Annotated in this window: 23 protein-coding genes; 8 read left to right on the top strand and 15 right to left on the bottom strand. The window is 69.6% G+C overall.

The genetic code is table 11. The features are described from left to right. Positions 1-45: 45 nt before the first annotated feature. The gene (locus tag D7D52_RS21745; protein WP_120739130.1) at positions 46-450 is read left to right on the top strand and encodes an SdpI family protein; all 405 of its coding nucleotides are present in this window, start codon (positions 46-48) and stop codon (positions 448-450) included. A 9-nt stretch (positions 451-459) separates the two neighbouring features. Here D7D52_RS21745 and D7D52_RS21740 read toward each other — a convergent pair whose 3' ends face one another. The 4 genes from D7D52_RS21740 to D7D52_RS21725 are packed head-to-tail and all read right to left on the bottom strand — an operon-like array spanning position 460 to position 3,079. Beyond that, the gene (locus D7D52_RS21740) at positions 460-891 is read right to left on the bottom strand and encodes a GNAT family N-acetyltransferase (protein WP_120739128.1); all 432 of its coding nucleotides are present in this window, start codon (positions 889-891) and stop codon (positions 460-462) included. Positions 892-918: 27 nt separating this feature from the next. Beyond that, positions 919-1,281 (bottom strand): SCO6045 C-terminal-like domain-containing protein, encoded by a 363-nt coding sequence (locus tag D7D52_RS21735; RefSeq protein WP_120739126.1) that lies wholly within the window; start codon positions 1,279-1,281, stop codon positions 919-921. Next, positions 1,278-2,165 (bottom strand): MbnB/TglH/ChrH family RiPP precursor modification enzyme, encoded by an 888-nt coding sequence (locus D7D52_RS21730; RefSeq protein WP_120739124.1) that lies wholly within the window; start codon positions 2,163-2,165, stop codon positions 1,278-1,280. Before D7D52_RS21730 ends, D7D52_RS21735 begins: the two co-directional genes overlap by 4 nt. After that, positions 2,162-3,079: a TIGR04222 domain-containing membrane protein gene (locus tag D7D52_RS21725; protein ID WP_120739122.1), complete on the bottom strand. Its 918-nt coding sequence runs from the start codon at positions 3,077-3,079 to the stop codon at positions 2,162-2,164. Before D7D52_RS21725 ends, D7D52_RS21730 begins: the two co-directional genes overlap by 4 nt. Positions 3,080-3,183: 104 nt before the next feature. Between D7D52_RS21725 and D7D52_RS21720 the strand changes: the two genes are divergently transcribed. Then, positions 3,184-4,158: a bile acid:sodium symporter family protein gene (locus D7D52_RS21720; RefSeq protein WP_120739120.1), complete on the top strand. Its 975-nt coding sequence runs from the start codon at positions 3,184-3,186 to the stop codon at positions 4,156-4,158. On the opposite strand, the gene D7D52_RS21715 is transcribed toward D7D52_RS21720, so the two are convergent. The 4 genes from D7D52_RS21715 to D7D52_RS21700 are packed head-to-tail and all read right to left on the bottom strand — an operon-like array spanning position 4,106 to position 8,667. Continuing rightward, on the bottom strand, positions 4,106-5,236 hold the full coding sequence (locus tag D7D52_RS21715; protein WP_120739118.1) for an aminotransferase class I/II-fold pyridoxal phosphate-dependent enzyme: 1,131 nt from the start codon (positions 5,234-5,236) through the stop codon (positions 4,106-4,108). The genes D7D52_RS21720 and D7D52_RS21715 overlap by 53 nt on opposite strands. Beyond that, on the bottom strand, positions 5,233-6,273 hold the full coding sequence (locus D7D52_RS21710) for a 3-oxoacyl-ACP synthase III family protein (protein ID WP_120739116.1): 1,041 nt from the start codon (positions 6,271-6,273) through the stop codon (positions 5,233-5,235). Before D7D52_RS21710 ends, D7D52_RS21715 begins: the two co-directional genes overlap by 4 nt. Positions 6,274-6,283: 10 nt before the next feature. Continuing rightward, on the bottom strand, positions 6,284-6,943 hold the full coding sequence (locus tag D7D52_RS21705; RefSeq protein WP_120739114.1) for an SRPBCC family protein: 660 nt from the start codon (positions 6,941-6,943) through the stop codon (positions 6,284-6,286). Further along, on the bottom strand, positions 6,940-8,667 hold the full coding sequence (locus D7D52_RS21700) for a thiamine pyrophosphate-binding protein (protein WP_120739112.1): 1,728 nt from the start codon (positions 8,665-8,667) through the stop codon (positions 6,940-6,942). The genes D7D52_RS21705 and D7D52_RS21700 overlap by 4 nt, the downstream gene beginning before the upstream one ends. Before the next feature lie 136 nt (positions 8,668-8,803). On the opposite strand from D7D52_RS21700, the gene D7D52_RS21695 reads away from it, so the two are divergent. From D7D52_RS21695 to D7D52_RS21685, 3 genes are all read left to right on the top strand, one after another. Further along, positions 8,804-9,304: an EXLDI protein gene (locus tag D7D52_RS21695; protein ID WP_120739110.1), complete on the top strand. Its 501-nt coding sequence runs from the start codon at positions 8,804-8,806 to the stop codon at positions 9,302-9,304. 132 nt (positions 9,305-9,436) lie between these two features. Next, the gene (locus D7D52_RS21690; RefSeq protein ID WP_120739108.1) at positions 9,437-10,393 is read left to right on the top strand and encodes an ABC transporter ATP-binding protein; all 957 of its coding nucleotides are present in this window, start codon (positions 9,437-9,439) and stop codon (positions 10,391-10,393) included. A 65-nt stretch (positions 10,394-10,458) separates the two neighbouring features. Continuing rightward, entirely contained in the window at positions 10,459-11,214 is a 756-nt protein-coding gene (locus D7D52_RS21685) for an ABC transporter permease (protein ID WP_120739106.1), read from the top strand. Position 11,215: 1 nt separating this feature from the next. On the opposite strand, the gene D7D52_RS21680 is transcribed toward D7D52_RS21685, so the two are convergent. Genes D7D52_RS21680 through D7D52_RS21670 form a run of 3 tightly spaced genes read right to left on the bottom strand, consistent with a single transcriptional unit; the run spans position 11,216 to position 13,104 of the window. Then, entirely contained in the window at positions 11,216-11,944 is a 729-nt protein-coding gene (locus D7D52_RS21680) for a zf-HC2 domain-containing protein (protein WP_120739104.1), read from the bottom strand. Further along, a complete protein-coding gene (locus D7D52_RS21675; RefSeq protein WP_120739103.1) occupies positions 11,941-12,447 on the bottom strand; it encodes a sigma-70 family RNA polymerase sigma factor in 507 nt (168 codons plus the stop codon). The genes D7D52_RS21680 and D7D52_RS21675 overlap by 4 nt, the downstream gene beginning before the upstream one ends. Before the next feature lie 42 nt (positions 12,448-12,489). Then, positions 12,490-13,104: a YqgE/AlgH family protein gene (locus D7D52_RS21670; RefSeq protein ID WP_120739101.1), complete on the bottom strand. Its 615-nt coding sequence runs from the start codon at positions 13,102-13,104 to the stop codon at positions 12,490-12,492. 134 nt (positions 13,105-13,238) lie between these two features. Between D7D52_RS21670 and D7D52_RS21665 the strand changes: the two genes are divergently transcribed. Further along, complete coding sequence (locus tag D7D52_RS21665; RefSeq protein ID WP_120739099.1) at positions 13,239-14,000, top strand: lysophospholipid acyltransferase family protein; 762 nt, start codon at positions 13,239-13,241, stop codon at positions 13,998-14,000. 9 nt (positions 14,001-14,009) lie between these two features. On the opposite strand, the gene D7D52_RS21660 is transcribed toward D7D52_RS21665, so the two are convergent. Then, positions 14,010-14,333 (bottom strand): GNAT family N-acetyltransferase, encoded by a 324-nt coding sequence (locus D7D52_RS21660; RefSeq protein ID WP_120739097.1) that lies wholly within the window; start codon positions 14,331-14,333, stop codon positions 14,010-14,012. A gap of 138 nt (positions 14,334-14,471) precedes the next feature. Between D7D52_RS21660 and D7D52_RS21655 the strand changes: the two genes are divergently transcribed. After that, positions 14,472-15,587 (top strand): glycerate kinase, encoded by a 1,116-nt coding sequence (locus tag D7D52_RS21655; protein ID WP_120739095.1) that lies wholly within the window; start codon positions 14,472-14,474, stop codon positions 15,585-15,587. Between the two features lie 21 nt (positions 15,588-15,608). Here D7D52_RS21655 and D7D52_RS21650 read toward each other — a convergent pair whose 3' ends face one another. Then, positions 15,609-15,965, bottom strand: a complete 357-nt coding sequence (locus tag D7D52_RS21650; protein WP_120739093.1) for a winged helix-turn-helix transcriptional regulator — start codon at positions 15,963-15,965, stop codon at positions 15,609-15,611. Between the two features lie 137 nt (positions 15,966-16,102). Between D7D52_RS21650 and D7D52_RS21645 the strand changes: the two genes are divergently transcribed. Further along, a complete protein-coding gene (locus tag D7D52_RS21645; RefSeq protein WP_246023211.1) occupies positions 16,103-16,984 on the top strand; it encodes an NAD(P)-dependent oxidoreductase in 882 nt (293 codons plus the stop codon). Here D7D52_RS21645 and aroQ read toward each other — a convergent pair. Together aroQ and D7D52_RS21635 are read right to left on the bottom strand one after the other, a co-directional pair. Next, entirely contained in the window at positions 16,948-17,385 is a 438-nt protein-coding gene (aroQ, locus tag D7D52_RS21640) for a type II 3-dehydroquinate dehydratase (protein WP_120739088.1), read from the bottom strand. The two genes, D7D52_RS21645 and aroQ, sit on opposite strands and share 37 nt — an antisense overlap. Before the next feature lie 26 nt (positions 17,386-17,411). Continuing rightward, positions 17,412-18,041 carry a hypothetical protein gene (locus tag D7D52_RS21635; RefSeq protein ID WP_120744343.1) on the bottom strand — a complete coding sequence of 210 codons (630 nt, stop codon included), beginning with the start codon at positions 18,039-18,041 and terminating at the stop codon, positions 17,412-17,414. Between the last annotated feature and the right edge of the window lie 69 nt (positions 18,042-18,110).

Below are 18,110 nucleotides of genomic sequence, written 5' to 3'. Positions count from 1 at the left end.
GTGGCGTTGCCCAAGCCCAAAAAGGGTAGGCGTACCGTTTAGCCCGTGTTCGTCGTGGCGCTGATCCTCTTTGTCCTCGCGGCTGTGGCCGTGGTCACGGGCGTGCTCGGATTCACCGGCACCCTGCCCGGCAACCGGTATTTCGGCGTGCACTCCGAGGCCGCGGTGAAAACCGAGGAGTCGTTCAAGCTGGCCAACAAGGTCGCCGCACCGACCTCGATCGCGGCCGGGCTGCTGCTCGCCGCGGCCGGCGCCGTCGCGCTGGTGGCGGGCGGGATTCCCGCCCTGATCGTCGCGGTGGCGGCCGTGGTGATCGCGGTGTTCACCCTGGGAGCGGGCGCCGCGGCCGCCGAGAAGGCCCTGGCCACGGCGTTTCCGGCGGAGAAGATCGGCGGCTGCGGCAGCGCCTGCGGGTCCTGCTCGCTGCGCGACGCCTGCGAACCGGCCTGATCCGCTCGCTCAGTCGGTGAAGGTGCGGCGCATCCAGATGTGCGGGATGCCCGCGTCCATCTCGATCTCCCCGTACGCGCGGTAGCCGAGCTTCTCGTAGAAGCCGCGGGCGTGAGTCTGCGAATGCAGTTCCACCGCGTCGAATCCGCGCGCGCGGCCCCGCTCCTCGATGGCCCGCACCAACGCCACCCCGAGCCCGGTGCCGCGCGTCTCCGCCAGCACCGCCAGCCGGCCGAGCACCCCGACGCCGTCGCGCTCGACCAACCGCCCGGCCCCGGCCGGCTTGCCGTCGACCCGGGCCAGGAAGTGATCGGCGACCGCATCGAGCTCGTCGAGCTCGATCTCCGCGGGCACACCCTGCTCGTCCACGAACACCCGCATGCGCACGGCATAGGCGTCGGCTAGTTCCTCTTCGGTGCTGACGGTCACGACCTCGATCATGGGACCAGCATGCCCGAGTGGGCCGGATCACCTGCCGAGGCGTCGCCAGCGCGGCCGCGCCCGCCCGGGTCTCGGGTCGGGCAGGCCCAGGGCGCGGGCGAAGGCGGCCGCGTCCCCGACGGTGGTGGTCTTGGGCCGGGTGCGCGCCCACTCCAGGTACCGGGCGGTGAAATCCGCCCCCACCGCATGCGCCAGGTGCGGGAACCGCCGCCGCACCTCCTCGGCCCGCTTGTGCAGCAGGCCGTGCGCGGTGGCGGCGAGATCGCCGGCGTCGAACCCCGCGGGCGCCGCGTCCCCGGCCACCAGCGCACGCACCAGTGCCGCCTGCCGCTGTGCGAGGGTCGGTCGATCGGCGAGCGGCCCTGTCGCCGTGCGGGTTTCGCCGCTCATGCCGGCACCGCCGCGGTGCGCAGGGTGACGGGCCGCCGCCCCGCCGCCGTCGCGATGGCGGCGAGCTCGGCGGCGAGTTCGCTTGCGGGCGGGTAGTTTCCGTCGCGTTCGAGCATGAGGGGCACCTCCCGGCCGGGTGCGAACTCGGCCACGAGCGCCAGCACCTCGGCGGGGATCGGGTGGGTGTGGGTGTCGATGTAGCGGCCGCCGGATTCGTGGCCGCCCGCGATGTGGCAGTACGCCAGTCGCTCGGTCGGCAGCCGCAGCAATTCGGTCAGCGGATCGCGCGCGGCGTTGCGGGCGTTGGCGTAGACGTTCGCGATGTCGAGCAGCAGGAACACGCCCGTGCGCTCGACGAGCTCCTGCAGGAACTCCGCCTCGGTGTATTCGGCGTCGGGCCATTCGAACAGCGCCGCGATGTTCTCCACCGCCAGCGGCACATCCAGCCGGCGCATCACCCGGAAGATATTGCGCTCCAAAGCATCCAGCGCCTCCCGGGTCCGCGGCAGCGGCAGCAGATGACCGGCCTCCAGGCCCCCGGCGCGCACGAAGGCGATGTGTTCGCTCACCAGCGGCGCGTCCAGCGCCCGCGCGCATTCGGCCAGGTGGGCGGCACGACGGTCGTCCACGGGTTCCGCGCCGCCCAGCGACAGCGAAATGCCGTGCGGCACCGCGGGAATCCCGCGCGCGATCAGCGCGGCGAGCTCCTCGGGTACGGCGACCCCGCCCTTCGTCCTGTCGCGAGACCCTGCGGAGCCCGCAGGCGTCAGCGATTCCGCGATCACCTCGCAGAATCCGAGGCCGTTCAAATCCGCGACCATGCCGCAGATCTCGCGCCGCCAGCCGATGCCCAGCGCCCCGGCCGGGAGTGGTGAACCGGTCATCCGCCGCAACCTCCGCCGCATCCGCCGCCACACGAACTGCCGCAGCTGGAGCCGCCGCTGTCCCCGCTGCCGCAGCTGGAATCGGAACCGCAACTGCTGCCGCCGCTGCCGCCGCCGGCCGCGATCTCGGCGGCCCCGGCGAGCGCGGGATCGAGGCCCCACAGCGCCATCCCGCCGAACAACGCGACCGCGAGCGCCGCGCTGTCGGGCCCGTACGCCGAATAGGCCGGGGCATTGGCCGGGCGCAGATGGCGATTGCTCGCGGTGGTGACCGCGAGCGCCTCCCGGCCGCGCCGGGTCAGCCGCGTCGACCGCCCCACCACCCAGGTGAACACGGCGCACACGATCATGGCGACGATCAGGAACCCGACCGGATGCCCTGACGAGGACAACAGCCGCGCGAAGCCGAGGACGAGCACCCCGAGCAGCGGAATCCGGGCCGTCCACAAGGCTTTTCGCTGGGTGTCGCCGGAGAGGTAGCCGCGGGCGATCAGGCTGTCGCGCAGGCCGCGCACCGCCGTGCCGGTCGCGAGCACCATCTCCGATACGCGCGGCTGCTTCGTGCCGAAAAGATGGGTGAACAGGGTGCCGGACACCGGATCCAGTTGCCGCTGTTCGGTTTCGGTGGGCGTGCGCACCGGCCGGCCGGTCGAGTCGATGAGCTGATGGCCGCGCAATTGCGCGAGACCGGCCAGCACCGGACGCCGGTCGTCGACGAGCATGGCCGTCTCGGTGGGCCGCAGGGGCGCGGCGGGCGGCCAGTGCGGGTCGGTCGCGCGCAGCACCGCCGCGCGCCGGGCGAACCCGAAGACCAGAGCCGCCACGGCGGCGAGCAGGTAGCCGGCCAGGAAGGCCGGGCCCGAGATCCCCCAGGTCTCGGGTGCGGGCGCGGCCGCGACGGTCCACTGGACCATGGCGATTCCCCTCGGGAGTCGTCGAAACTGTCGATCACCACCAGTATCGCCGCTGCGCGGGTGCGGTGTTATCCCGGGAATTTTGGGGTGATTAGCCTGTTTCGGTGCGACTACTCAGCAAGTTCTACCTGGACGGGTTCATCCTGTCGATCCTTGCGATGGTCGTCCTGGCCAGTATCTTCCCGGCCCGGGGCGACGCCGCCGAGGTCGTGAGCTGGCTGACGAAGATCGCCATCGGTTTGCTGTTCCTGCTCTACGGCACCCGGCTGGCCCCGCAGGAGGCGATCGCGGGCCTCAAGCACTGGCGACTGCATCTGACCGTGCTGGCCTGCACCTTCGTCATGTTCCCGCTGCTGGGCCTGGCCGCGCGGGTGCTGGTGCCGCACATCCTCACCGCGGACCTCTATACCGGTGTGCTGTTTCTGTGCCTGGTGCCGTCGACGGTGCAGTCCTCGATCGCGTTCACCTCCATCGCCAAGGGCAATGTGGCGGGGGCGATCGTGAGCGCCACGGTGTCGAACCTGCTGGGCGTCTTCCTGACTCCGGCGCTGGTGATCCTGTTGATGAACACCACCGGGCAGGCGCGGGTGGATCCGTCGGCCGTGGTGGACATCGTGGTGCAGCTGCTGGTGCCGTTCCTGCTCGGCCAGCTGATTCGCCCCAAGGTCAAGGGCTTCCTGGCCCGCTACGCCGAGCCGACCAAGCTGGTGGATCGCGGCTCGATCCTGCTGGTGGTCTACAGCGCCTTCAGCGCCGGCATGGTGGAGGGCATCTGGCATGCCATGTCGCCGTGGCGAATTCTGGCGCTGGCGGTGGTGTGCTGCGTGATCCTGGCCGTCGTCATCGCCGCGACCGGGTTCCTGGGCGAGGCCCTGACATTCGATCGCGCCGACCGGATCGTGGTGGTGTTCTGCGGTTCGAAGAAGAGCTTGGCGACCGGCCTGCCGATGGCGACGGTGCTGTTCGCCGGTCATCAGGCGGGCTTGATCGTCTTGCCGCTCATGATGTTTCACCAGATCCAGCTCATCACCTGCGCGGCCCTCGCACAACGCTGGGCTCGTACCGCGCCGTCAGCGTGAGCAGCCGGCTGTCGTCGTGCCGCAAGGACCGGCCGCCCGCCGAGGGCCGCGCGGCCAGCGCGTGCAGGACCGCGCGGTCGGCGCCCGGGTCGCCGACCGCGACGCGGGCGCTGCCGTCCGGGTAGCGCTTGGCCGCGATCCCGGCCAGCGCCAGCGCGGGCGCGATGTCGCGGCCCGGCAGATACAGGAAGTTGGCGCTGCTGCGCGGCACCCGGATGCCGCCGCGCCGCAACTCGGTGCGCAGCAGCTCGCGTTCGGTGGTGATGCGCAGAATCCGTTCGCCCAGTTCGGCTTCCGCCGCGTAGGAGGCGCGCACCGCCGCCACCGCCAGCGCGGGCACCCCGAACGGCAGCTGCAGCCGCCGCACCCGCCGCACCAGGTCCGCCGCCCCGAAGGCGTAGCCGATGCGCAGCCCGGCCAGCCCGTACGCCTTGGAGAAGGTGCGCAGCACCAGCACGTTGGGATGGCGCTCGATCAGCTCGTGATGGTCGAGAGTGTCCGCCGCGCCGAGGAATTCGACATACGCCTCGTCCAATATCACCGGCAGGTGGCTGGGGATCGCGCACAGGAACGCCTTCAGTTCGGCGGCCGCCACCACGGTGCCGGTCGGATTGTGCGGACGGCACACCGCGATCAGCCCGGTGCCGGCGTCCACGGCGCGCGCCATGCCCCACAGGTCCTGGCGGCCGTGCGGATCCAGCGGGACCGCCACCGAGCGCAACCCGACCATGTCGGCCATGATCGGGTACCCGTCGAAGGTCGGTGTGGCATAGACGAATCCGTCCCGTGGACCGGGTAGCGTCTGCATGATCTGCAGGGCCACCCCGGTCGCGCCCGAACCCACCACCACCTGGTCCGCCTCCAGCCCGAGATGCTCGGCGATCAACGCCGGCAGCCGTTTCGGCAGAAATTCCGGGTAGCGGTTGGCCTCACCCAGGCAGCGGTCGAGCGCCGCCACCACGGAAGGCAAAGGCGGAAAGGGATTCTCGCTCAGGCTGAGGTCGTAGCGCAGGGCGGTCGCGCCGTGCGTCAGCTCGCTGCCGCGCAGCCCGGTCGGCCAGCGCGCCGGCCGCGTCATCGCGCGGCCCCCCAGCGTACGGCCGCCGCCCCCGCGAAGTCCCCGGCGTGCGCGAACGCCGCCATCAGCACCACCGAACCATTGCGCAGCCGCCCGGCCCGGTTCTCGGTGTCGAGGGTGACGGGAATGCCGGCGGCGAACAGGTTTCCGCAGCTGTCGAAGGTGTCGGGATGCCGCTCCGGCGGCAGTTCCAGGGCTTCGTTCCAGTTGCGCAGGAACAGGCGATTGGGCTGGTTGCTGACGAAGGTGTCGATATCGCGTGATTTGACCCCGATGCGTTGGCACACCGCCTGCGCCACCTCCGGCACCAGGCGGTTGCCGCGCGTCATCACCTTGGCCACCTTGGATTCGGTGAACGTCACACAGCCCTGGCCCTCGCCGGGTTCCCAGTATTTGCGGTCGCCGTTGGTGCTGAACTCCATGTCCCCGGCGAACTCCGGGTAGGTGCGGCATTCGATGTCGAGGATGGGCGCGGAGTTGTTCTTCACCAGCAGCCCGACCCCGCAGCCGTCACCGGGCACCGGGGCCTGCGCGAGCCCGCGAATGTCGGGCTGGGTGAACACCGGTCCCGCGCAGTTCTGCGCGCAGGCCACCAGGGCGGTGCGCGCGTCGGTGGTCCGCAGGATCATGCGCGCCATCCACATCATGTGCACGAACGCCGCGCAGCCGCCGTTGTGGATGTCGAACACCCAGCGCGGCTTCATGTCCAGCCGCCGCGCCACCTCCGGCCCGGCGCCCAGCACCGGATTGTCGGGCAGCTGGGTGTGGGTGAGCAGCACGTCGATATTCGAGATCTCCTGTGTCCCATGGCGATCGATCAGCGGTGCGGTGGCCCGCTCGATCATGTCCACGGCGGTCTCGTCGCGCGCCACGTGATGGCGGCCCTTGGGCGCGCGGAACATGACGTTCTTGGCCATCCGATCCGAACGCGAGAACTGGGTGAAGTACTCGGTTCCGACCGGCTCGCCGGGCAGATAGCTGGCGACGTCGACCAGGCTGACAGGCGGCGTCCCGAGGGTGGGGTCGGTGAAATCCATGTGCGGCAACTCATTCCATCCAGGCGGGCTTGATCGGCAGGCCGTGGGACGCGCGGTATTCGGCGATGGCCTTGAGGTTGTCGAGCTCCAATTGGTGCCCGGCGGAGAACATCTCCCAGAAGTCACCCACCCAGACCTTGCGCCCGTCGGGCGCGGTGTCCTTGTAGGGGTTCTTGTCGTAGAAGGGGTGGTGGCAATTCGTCCACAGCACCACCGATCCCGGCTTGTCGAACACCACCTGGGCGTCGACCACCCGCATCAGGTAGACCATCCACAGGTGATCGCTCTGATCCCAGGCGCAGTGGTAGTCCACCGTCATGGCGTCGGGATTGGCGACCGTGCGGGTGTAGATCTTGGTGCTGTCGCCCAGCCGGTCGTAGGACACCCACAGGCCCGGCTCGTCGGTCTCGGTGAAGCCGCGCAGGCTGTAGGTCCATTCCTCTAGGCAGCGGGTGTCGGCGAGGTAGTCGTACAGATCCCGTGGCGGCGCGTCGATATAGCCCTGGACCGGGCAGAAGTCGCCGAAGATCTGATCGTGCGGATACACCGATCGGAGCATGTCCAGGATGATCGGGGTGGTGGCGTCGCGATCGGAGTTCTCGATCCGCAGCACACCGGGCACGGCGGCTTCCGGGATGTCGCTGAGGGCGGGCAGGGCGCTGGTGGTCACGGGGTGCCTCCTGGGGACGTCAGGAACGGTGTGAACGGCGGGATTTCGTCCGGATCGCAGTCGATCGAGACGAACGAGGGCCCCGGCCGGTCGGCGCAGTGCCGCAGCGCCGCGTCGAGCTCGGTCCGGGACTGCGGTGCGTGAGCGCACAGGTCCGGGAACATGGCGGCCATCCCCGCGCCCGGATACGCGGGACGAAATCGGTTGAAGCTGTAGCGATCTCCGTAATACAGCTGCTCACGAGTGATGCACATGGCGTGCGCGTTGTTGTTGAAGACGACGAAGGTGATCGGCAGCCGATGCTCGATCGCGGTGTGAATCTCCATGCCGTGCATGAAGAAAGCGCCGTCACCGGCGATCACATAGGTGCGGCGCGGGCCGCCGTCGGGGCGGCGGCGCCGGGCGAACGCCGACCCGATGCCGGCCCCGAACGCGTAACCCATCCCGCCCATGCCGAGCGCGACGGTGAACCGGCCGTCGCGGGGCAGCCGCAGGTGATGCACCACGGCCGCACCGGTATTGCCGGCGTCGGCGAAGACGTCCGCGCCCTCGGGCAGCACGGCATTGATGGTCTCGACCACCTCCCGATAGCGCAGTCCCGGACCCTGTGCGGGCGGCACCGGCAGTGGGGTCAGCGTCGGCTCCCGGTGCGGTCGCGGACGCAGCGGCACCACCCGGCCGCCGGAAGTTCCGGAGTCCGAACGCAATTCGCCGGCCAGTTCCGCGAGTGTCCGCGAAAGGTCGTTGCTGTGCGCGTGCACGGGAGCGGGGGTGCGCGGGGTGGGCGGGAACGGCGGCAGCGCACCGATGCTCACCAGCGGCACCGCCGCCAGCGCGTCCTCCAGCCCGGCCCGGGCGGTGACCGGCATGCGGGTGCCGATCAACAGGCACAGTGCCGCGCCGCGCAGCGCGTCCAGCAGTTCCGGATTGCCCATGCTGCCCGCGACGCCGCAGAAACCCGGATCCGCGTGGTGGTAGACGTCTTTGGCGTCCGGCGCCACCCCGATCGCGGCGTCCAGGGCGGCGGTGAAGCGCGCCAGCGCGGCGCGGGCGTCGTCACGGGCCACCTGATCGCCGGCGATGATCACGACCTTGCCGGTGGCGCGGGCCCCGCGCACGATGTCCAGTACCCGCCACAGCTGCTCGATCTCCCGGCGATAGGCCCGCGAGGGCGGGCTGAACGCGGGAGCGAGCAGGTCGGCCTGCTGAATGTCCTTGGGCAGCAACAATACCGCGGGTCCGCCGCGCCGAGCCGCGGTGACCGCGTGGGCCAGGTGCGCGGGCAGGTCGGCGGGGGCCTCGACACGCGCACAGTAGTGCGAGATCGGCGTGAACAGCGCGACCGCGTCGAAGGCGCCGGCCCGACCGCTCGAATCCTGAAAGGCGCCCTTGCCCTCCAGGACCGTGGGGGGCTGGCCCACCAGCGCCAGCACGGGGACCCGGGAGGCATAGGACTCGGCCAGCCCGGCGACCAGATTCACCGCGCCGCCGCCCGAGGTGGCGCACACGACGCCGAGCCCCGCGGTGGAGCGGGCGTACCCGTCCGCCATGGTCGCGGCGGCGAACTCGTGCTTGGCGACCACGGCCGTGACCAGCTGCCGGTGGTCGAAGGCCGCGTCGTACAGGTCTTCGATATTCGCCCCGTCGACACCGAAGATGTGCCCGACGCCCAGCGCCGCAACCGCCTCGACGAGGTGATCGACGACCCGTGTACCACTGTGCATGGGCGCTTCCTTTCGGTGGACTCCACCGCTGCCCGGATACCCTCAATCGAGATACGAATGCGAGTCGCGACCGGTTCAATCTTGCTTTCCTCGATCATGCTTGCCATGTATGTATACGTCTACGTATAGTTGGCTCATGCCGAACAAGACGATCTACGTATCCGATGACGACCTGAAACTGTTCGCGCGCGCGCAAGAACTGGTGGGGGGCAATCTGTCGGGCGCGATCGTCACGGCACTGCGGCGCTTCATCGAGCTCGAGGAGGGCAAGCAGCAGGGCTACGACGAGGTGGTCCTGAAGGTGGGCAAGGACGGCGTCCGGCAGGTCCGGTTCTCCGGCCACCTGCTCACCCACTGGCACCAGATGGCCAACGAGCGCATCGAGGACATCCGGGTGTACCGCACACGCAAAGGCGCGTACGCGGTGCACAGCCATTTCTCCAACTGGTCGGAGTTCCCGACCGACACCAACTGGCGCCAGTGGCGCCGCTTTCTCGGCCTGGGGGAACAGGATTGGGGCGATTTCGATCTCGAGGTCTTCGACTCGCTCGACGAGTTGAAGGGCAAGATCCCGGATCGCCTCTACGCCCGTGTCCTCGACGCCGAGAACCCGCATGTCGAGGACCTCGACATCTGAGTACCGCTCGCTGACCGAAAAGCCGCGTAGCACAACCGAATAGCTGGACCACGACACTTCGGCCGCACGCCTCGGCGGCCGCGGGCCGGCTGACGCATGCGTTCATGCGTATCAATGAATGAGAGGGGAACCATGAATCACCCCGGATCGGCGGCGATCACCGTCGCCGGACTGTGCAAATCCTTCGGCGAGCACATCGTGCTCGACCGCATCGACTTCACCGTCCCGGCCGGCAGCGTCTTCGCGCTGCTGGGCCCCAATGGCGCGGGCAAGACCACCACGGTCGAGATCCTGTCCACGCTGCAGCGCGCCGACGGCGGCGAGATCTCCGTCGGCGGTTTCGATCCCGGCGCCCGGCCCGACGACGTGCGCGGGCTGATCGGCGTCACCGGTCAGTTCTCGGCCGTCGACGAACTGCTCACCGGCCGCGAGAACCTGCTGCTCATGGGCGATCTGCACCATCTGCCCCGCGCCGAGAGCCGCCGGCTCGCCGCCGAGCTGCTGGCCACCTTCGATCTGGAGGAGGCCGCCGACAAGATCGCCTCCAGCTACTCCGGCGGCATGACCCGCCGCCTGGACCTGGCCATGACCCTGGTCGGCGATCCGCGCCTGATCTTCCTCGACGAGCCGACCGTCGGCCTGGACCCGCGCAGCCGCCGGGCCATGTGGGACGTCATTCGCCGGCTCACCGCGCGCGGCGTCACCATCTTCCTGACCACCCAGTACCTCGAGGAGGCCGATCAACTGGCCGACCGGATCGCGGTGCTGCACCAGGGCCGGCTGGTCGCCGAGGGCACCGCCGATCAGCTCAAGCGGATGGTGCCGGGCGGCTACATCCGGCTGGACTTCGACGAACGCGCCCAATTCGATTCCGCCGCCCTGATTTTCGGCAGCGCCTCGCAGGTCAACGGTGATCTCACGCTGGCCGTCCCGAGCGACGGCGGTGTCCGCTCGCTGCGCGAGGTGCTCGATCGCCTGGACGCGGCCGGGGTGGAACCCGCCGGACTGTCCGTGCACACCCCCGATCTCGACGATGTCTTCCTGGCCCTCACCGGTGGCCACGCTCCGGAGAAGGAGACCGCCAAATGAATCTCGCATCGCGTAGCGATTCCCTCAGGGGTGGCGGTGGGGCGACGGGTGGGCGCACGCTCGCCATGTCTTTCACCGATTCCAAGACCATGCTGCGCCGGAACCTGGTGCACGCCAAGCGCTATCCGGGCATGACGTTCGCGCTGGTCATCATGCCGGTGTTCCTGCTGCTGTTGTTCAACTTCGTGTTCGGCGGCGCGCTGAAGTCAGCCACCGGCGGCCGCTACATCGACTACCTGACCCCCGGCATGATGCTGATCATCCCGGCCTACATGGTGGCCGGCGTCGCGGTCGGCATGGCCACCGATATGACCAAGGGCATCATCAATCGCTTTCGCACCATGCGCTTCTCGCACGCCTCGGTGCTGACCGGGCAGGTGGTGGGCACCCTCGTCCAGGGCATGCTGGGCGTGGTGGCCATGACGCTGACCGCGCTGGCCATCGGCTTCCGGCCGCACGCCAACCCGGTGGAATGGGTGGCCGCCTTCGGCCTCATCGCGCTGACCGTGTTCGCGCTGAACTGGCTGGGCGTGGGCTTCGGCCTGGTCGCCAAGACGCCGGAGAGCGCCTCGAACATGCCGACGCCGATCCTGTTCCTGCCGTTCCTCGGCAGCGGTCTGGTGCCCACCGGCACCATGCCCGCGGGCGTCAAGCAGTTCGCCGAGTACCAGCCCTTCACCCCCATCACCGAAACCCTGCGCGGTCTGCTGATGGGAGATCCCATCGGGCACAACGGGATTCTGGCCGTCGGCTGGTGCGTGGCGATCGGGCTGTTCGGCTACTTCTGGTCCACCACCACGTTCCGCCGCAAGACCAAGTAGGTCAGATACCCGCCGCCAGCAGCACCTTGCCGGACATGTTGCGGATCTCGACCGTCTTCAGCTGCTCCGGCGACACCGAGGTGGTGCCGTCCGGAGTCAGCGTCTGTCCCGGTTTCACCGTCCACTCCGCGAGTTTCGACTGCACGCCGTCGTCCCGGGTCACCCACAGCGACAGCGTCCACAGGTACGAGGCGTCGTCGGCCTCGGCGGCCGGCGGGTACTGACACCACATGTCCACGCGGGTCTGCCCATTGATCGTGCTCACCTTGAAGGTGGCCTGAATCGGGGTGTCGGTCTGTGGTTTCAGCGGGCCCTGCGCCACCACCTGCTGCACGATCGCCGGACCCGCGTCCCGGGCCACGGTCGCCGTCACCGGCACCGCGATCATCACCGCCGCGGCCGCCGCCGCCACGGATCCGCCGAGCGTCCACCATCGCCCCCGGCGCCGCCGCTTGGCGGCCTGACCCGCCAGTGTGGGCAGCAGCCGTTCGGGCGGCGGCGGTACGGACGCGGGCGGATCCTCCTGTGCCGCAACCGAGAACGCCGTCTCCGGATCCACCAGCGCCAGCAGTCCGGGCAGCCCGGCCAGTTTCCCCACCGCGGTGCGGCACGCCTCGCAGCCGGACAGATGCTCCTCGTACTCGCGGCGGTCGTCGCGGGCGAGAGCGCCGAGCACGTACGCGCCATCCCAGGTGGTGTAGCCAACGCACAGCTCATGGCCCTCGGTCATCTCGTCACCCCCATCTCCTGCAGCACCAAACGCAATGCCCGCATGCCGTAGTGCATCCGGGATTTGACCGTGCCCTCCGGGATCTCCAGCTCCGTCGCGATCTGATGCGTCGACAGGCCCCGATAGTAGGCACGCACGATCACCTCGCGGTGGTCGACGCTCAGCCGCGCCAGCGCGTCCGCCACCAGCCACCCGTCCAACGCCCGATCCGTCTTGTCCGGTTCGGGGACCTCGGGCGGGTGATCGGTGCGGAACTCGCGGCGGCTGCGCGCGCTGCGGTGCTCGTCCACGGCCAGATTGCGGGCCACGGTGAACAGCCACGCCCGCGCCGAGCTGGTCGACTGATCCAGGACATTGGGTCGTTGCCAGGCGCGCAGCAAGGTCTCCTGCACGATGTCCTCGGCCCGCCCGGGATCACCGACCAGACCGTAGGTGTAGCGCCACAGCGCCGCCCCGTGCTCGTCGTACAACGCGCGGAGCAGAGCCGCCTGATCCTCCGGCATCGCTTACCTCCGCATCGATCACGACACAGACGTTCCGACGGTTCAGTTTCGCTCGAGTTCGATCGGGTGGGTCGCCAGCAGCGACAGCGGCAGCGGCTGGCGGCGCAGCACCTGCGCCCACAGATCGCCGCGCCCCGCGAGCGGGTCGGAGGGCAGGGCCGACAGCACGATCCAATCGCCGCGATCCAGTTCGCCTTCCAGCTGGCCGAAGGTCCAGCCGGCGTAACCCGCGAAGACCCGCACGCCCTCGACCAGATGCTCGATGGTGTCCGGATCGGAGTCCAGATCGATCAGGGCGACCCGGCCGTCGACCCGGCGCACGCCCGCGAGTCCGGCAATGGAGGCGCCGACCTTGATGGTGGCCAGGCACAGTGCGGCATCGCGTTTCACCGGGCCGCCGATATAGAGGGCGCGCGGTCCCGCGGCCAGTTCGGACCACGCGGGCAGCACATCGTTCAGGGGAGTGTCGCTGGGTTTGTTGAGCACCACGCCCCAGGTGCCGCCGTCGTTGTGCTCGAGAATGTAGACCACCGAGCGCCTGAACGAGGGCTCGACGAGATCGGTTGCGGACACCAGCAAAGTGCCAGGGCGAACCACCTGGTCTTCATGCCGGGATTCGCGTCGAGAACGGTCCCCGTGTTCCTCTGCGCGTGCCACCCCGCCATCATCGCACTGAGACAGGCTAATTGCGTTGCATAATTTGCTGGTTACTCATTTGTGCCGTGCCGCGGGATTCCAAGGCCCGAAAAACTTGTCCCGCATACCTTGCGGTTGGTAGCTAGGGTGGCCTTATGGAACGTCCCGAGGTGATCCTCGAGAACAGCGATGCCGTCTACGACTTCTATCGCGATCATCAGCAGAATCTGTTGAAGGCGCGGGCGGCCTACTGGCTGTTGGGGCGTCGCTATCGGCCCCGGGTGAGCTACGCTCCGGGCGCGCGGGACCGGCTGCGGGAGTTCATCTCCCAGCGGCGGCCGCTGCTCATCGCGGTCAATCACCTCTCGCAACTCGATCCCTACACCGTCGCCGCCGCGGCCTGGCGCAGTGCGCTGCGCCCGGTCATCGGGCACACCCGGGTGCTGGCCAAGGACGAGCTGTTCGTCGAGGACACGCTGCGTGGGCGCATCGACATGATGGGCGGCATCCCCGTCTTCCGCGGCAAGGACCACGGGCTGCGCGCGGTCAACGCGGCCGGGCAGCGCATGATCGACGTCTGCGCCGAACGCATGGCGCGCGGCGACGGGGTGGCGGTCTTTCCCGAGGGCACCTGCAACGATGTGGACCCCACCCGGGTGCAGCAGGTCGGAACCGGGATCGGGCACATCGCCTTCCGCGCCAAGAAGCTCGGCGCCGAACCGGTGCTGGTGTGCCTCGGATTGAGCTACGGCCCACGGCTGGATCCCGCCGTCGAGCCCACCAAGGAGGAGGCGCACTCGGCCAGCTTCCACTTCGGGGTGCCCGTGGCGGAGCTGCCCACCAAGCCCGCGGAGATCACGCGGGTGGTGCGCGACGAATTGCAGACCGCGCTGGACGGCGCGGTCAAGGCCTACTGATCGCGGCCGCTAGTTCTGCGGCAGGTTCAGCCGCTCCCGCGACCACTGCGGCACCAAAGCCAGATAGGCGGGCCGGGATTCGACGAAGTGGTGCACCATCGGGCACAGCGGCAGGATGCCGTACCCCTCGTCCCGGGTCTGATCCAGCGCGCCCTGCACGAGCTTGCGCCCGTAGCCGAGCCCTTCGTGCTGGGGATAGATCTCGGTGTGCACGAAGGCGCGCTCGTTGGCGGTGTCCTGATAGGCCGCGACGCCGGCGAGTTGTCCGTCGACGTACAGCTCGAACCGATCCAGTGCGGCGTTCTTGCGGACCTCGATCGACTCACTCGACATGGATGCGACGTTAGTGCGCCCGCGGCGGCTATTTGTCCGAATACGGGAAGGGTGGCTTCGGGCGTGTCGCCACCAGGTCGAACGTGCCGGGCTCGGTTCGTCACGCATACTCCGGCATCCATTGCGCACACTGTAGGTATGAAGAACCCACAGCCGCGCCGGGTGTTGCTCGCCCCGGACAAATTCAAGGGCTCACTCACCGCGGCGGAGGCGGCGGCCGCGCTGGAACGGGGGATCATCCGGTTCGCGCCCGAGACGGCGGTGCGGCAGGCCCCGATCGCGGACGGCGGGGACGGCACGCTCGACGCCTTCGTGGCGGCGGGCTGGGAACAGGTCGAGATCGAGAGCTACGGGCCCACCCTCGCGCCGGTGCAGACCTCGTACGCGGTGCGCGGCGCGACGGCGGTGATCGAGCTCGCGGCCGTCAGCGGAATCTCGAAACTTCCCGCCGGACAACATGATCCGCTGCACGCCACCACCTACGGCGTGGGCGACGTGATCGGCGACGCGCTCGACCGGGGCGCCCGCGACATCGTGCTCGGGCTCGGCGGCAGCGCCTCCACCGACGGCGGGGCCGGCATGCTGCAGGCGCTGGGGTTGCGCGTTCTCGACGCCGACGGCAATGAATTGCCTTGCGGCGGCGCGGCATTGGCCCGCGCGGTGCGCATCGACCGCTCCGGCCTGCATCCCGCGCTGGCCGACGCCACCCTGACGCTGGCCGGTGACGTGGACAATCCGCTGCTCGGACCCAACGGCGCGGCCGCCGTCTACGCCGCGCAGAAGGGCGCCGACGACGATCAGATCGCGAATCTGGAAGCGGCGCTGAAGAATTGGGCCGCCGTGCTCGGCCCCGAATGGGCCGAGAAACCGGGCGCCGGCGCGGCGGGCGGCGCCGGCTTCGGGGCGCTGGCCGCGCTGGGCGCGCGCATGCGCTCCGGGATCGACGTGGTGCTGACGCTGATCGATTTTCCGGCGCAGCTGGCCGACGCCGACCTGGTGGTCACCGGGGAGGGCTCGCTCGATCAGCAGAGCCTGTCCGGCAAGGCCCCGATCGGGGTCTGCGCCGCCGCGCGCGCGGCCGGGGTGCCGGTGATCGTCGTCGCGGGGCGCGTGCAGCTGACCGCCGAGCAATTGAAGGCGGCCGGATTCGCCGCCGCCTACGCGCTCTCGGAGCTGGAGCCGGACCCGGCCGCGAGCATGGTCGACGCCGCCGCGCTGCTGGAATGCGTGGGGGCCAGCATCGTCGGGGGTTAGAGCCGGGATCGGCCAGCGCGCTCAGCGCGCGGCGGTGAGGGGGCGGCCCGGCACGCGGTCGCGATTGCGGTCGCCCCATTCCTCGAGCGGGCGCAGCGCCGCGCTCAACTCCCAGCCCAGCTCGGTGAGCGAATACTCCACGCGCGGCGGGATTTCCGCGTAGATCTCGCGGTGCACGATGCCGCTGGCCTCCAGCTGGCGCAGGTTCTCGGCCAGCACCTTCTCGCTGACGCCGGTCAGCAGGCGGCGGATCTGCCCGAAGCGCTGCGGCCCCTCGGCCAGCACCCACATCAGGTGCAGCTTCCATTTGCCGCCGACCACGTCGATGGCCACGGACATGCCGCACACCGTGTTACTCGCGTCACCCTCGGTGCTCATCGCGCCCTCCTGACCAGATGTCGAACCTTCAGGTAAGCAACCCCACCCGCACGTGCGGTCTTCCCGAGGCTACCGATCCCCGCCACTCTCGATTCCGGCGCGCCGTTGACCAGCACTCGAAATCGAAGGGGTACATCATGTCCGATCAGCACCGTTCCGTGACCGTCATCGGCCTGGGCCCGATGGGCCGGGCAATGGTGAAGGCGTTGCTGAAGGCCGGGATCGCGGTGACGGTCTGGAACCGCAGCCCCGACAAGGCCGCGGCGATGGCCGAACTCGGGGCGACGCGGGCGCGCACCGTGGCCGAGGCGCTCGACGCCAACCAGGTCGTCGTGCTGAGCCTGACGCACTACGCGGCCATGCACGAGGTGCTCGGTCCCGTCGCCGACCGCCTGGCCGGCAAGGTCGTCGTCAACCTGTCCTCGGATTCGCCGCAGCGGGCCCGCGCCGGCGCGGCCTGGGTGCGATCCCAAGGCGCGCAATTCCTTTCGGGCGGCTGCATGACGGTCTCCGACGATATCGAGCACCCGGCCTCGTACATCTTCTACAGCGGACCCCGCGCGGTGTTCGACGCCCACGCCGAACTGCTGCGCCCGCTCAGCCCGCAGGAGTACCTGGGCGCGGACGACGGCCTGTCGCAGGTCTACTACCAGGCCCTGCTCACCATCTTCCACCCGTGGATGCTGGCGCTGGACCAGGCGTTCGCGCTGATCGCCAACTCCGGCAACGAGATCGACCACTTCCTGCCCTTCGCCCTGCGCGCCCAGGCCCCGTACGCGGATTTCGTGGCGAACTTCGCGGCCGCCGCAAAGGCCGGCGGCTGGGGTGACCTGGCCAATCTGCGCATGATGGACGCCGGCGCCCAGCACGTCATCGAGGCCAGCGAGGACGCCGGAGTCGACGCCTCGCTCGCGCACGCGGCGCGGGCGCTGTGGCGCAAGGCCATCACCGCCTCGGAAGCGGCGGGCGCGGCGGTGCCGGTCTATCGGGTGCTGAGGAACTCGATCGCCGCGGCGTAGCCCTGGATCCCCAGTCCGGCGATCACCGCGGTGGCGATCGGGGAGACGAAGGAATGGTGCCGGAACTCCTCGCGGGCGTGCACATTGCTGAGGTGCACCTCCACGATCGGCACCTCCGGGATCACCAGGGCGTCGCGCAGTGCCACCGAGGTGTGGGTGAGACCGCCGGGATTGACGACGATGCCGGATTCCACGCCGCGCGCGGCGTGGATCCGGTCGATCAGCGCGCCTTCGTGATTGGACTGGAAGGCCACGATCTCGCGGTCGAACCGGGCCGCGGTCTTGCGGCACAGTTCCACCACATCGTCGAGGGTCGCCGACCCGTAGACCTCGGGCTGACGGGTGCCGAGCATGTTCAGGTTCGGACCGTTGAGCACCAGGATCGGGGCGGCTGCGGGCATGCGCCCACTGTATGGGAAGGCCGCGGCTACAGGCCGCGCGGTCCCTCCGAGCGCAGATCGTCGACTTTGCGCATGGCCGAGCGCAATTCCTCGAGCCATTCCTCGGCGTGCTTGCCGGCCAGCTTCACCGTCCAGGCCAGCGCGTCGGAGCGGGAGCGGGCCACGCCCGAGTCGACGAGGGTGTCGAGCACCTTGCGCTCGGGCTGCCGCAGCCGGGTCATGACCGGAACGGCCAGGTGGGTGAACATGATTCGCTCGCCGTTGACGGTGACGCCCCAGGCCACATTGCGGCCGTAGCGGGCCTGGGCCTCCTGGGCGATGCGCATGCGGGCGGGGCGGGTGGTCTCCCGGAAGCGGGCGATGGCGCCCTCGCGGGTGGCCTGCGGCACCTCGGCCGGGGCGGCGTCCCCGGTCTTGTCGGAAGCGGTCTCGGTCCCGCCGGAGTCGGCGGGTTCGGCGGGTTCGGCTGCGGGGAGGGGGAGTTCGCCGAGCACGACGATCTCGTCGCGATCGATCTCGAGGGTTGCGGGACCGGTGAACCAATCCGCTGGCAATCTTCCAGCGAACCAATCGGCGGCGTCCGAGGCGTCGGGAAGGTCGGCTTGCTGCCAGCCGCCGCCGCGCCCGAAACCGGGTCCGCGATGTCCGTGTCTCATATTGGTCACTCTCACTTACGGCATGGAGTTGTAATGCTGATTACAACGTTACGTCGTTTTCGCCCGGGT

The sequence above is a fragment of the Nocardia yunnanensis genome, assembly GCF_003626895.1.
In the GTDB taxonomy this organism is placed as follows: domain Bacteria; phylum Actinomycetota; class Actinomycetes; order Mycobacteriales; family Mycobacteriaceae; genus Nocardia; species Nocardia yunnanensis.
Note: the sequence above shows the minus strand (reverse complement) of the source record. Positions and strands in the feature narration are given on the sequence as shown.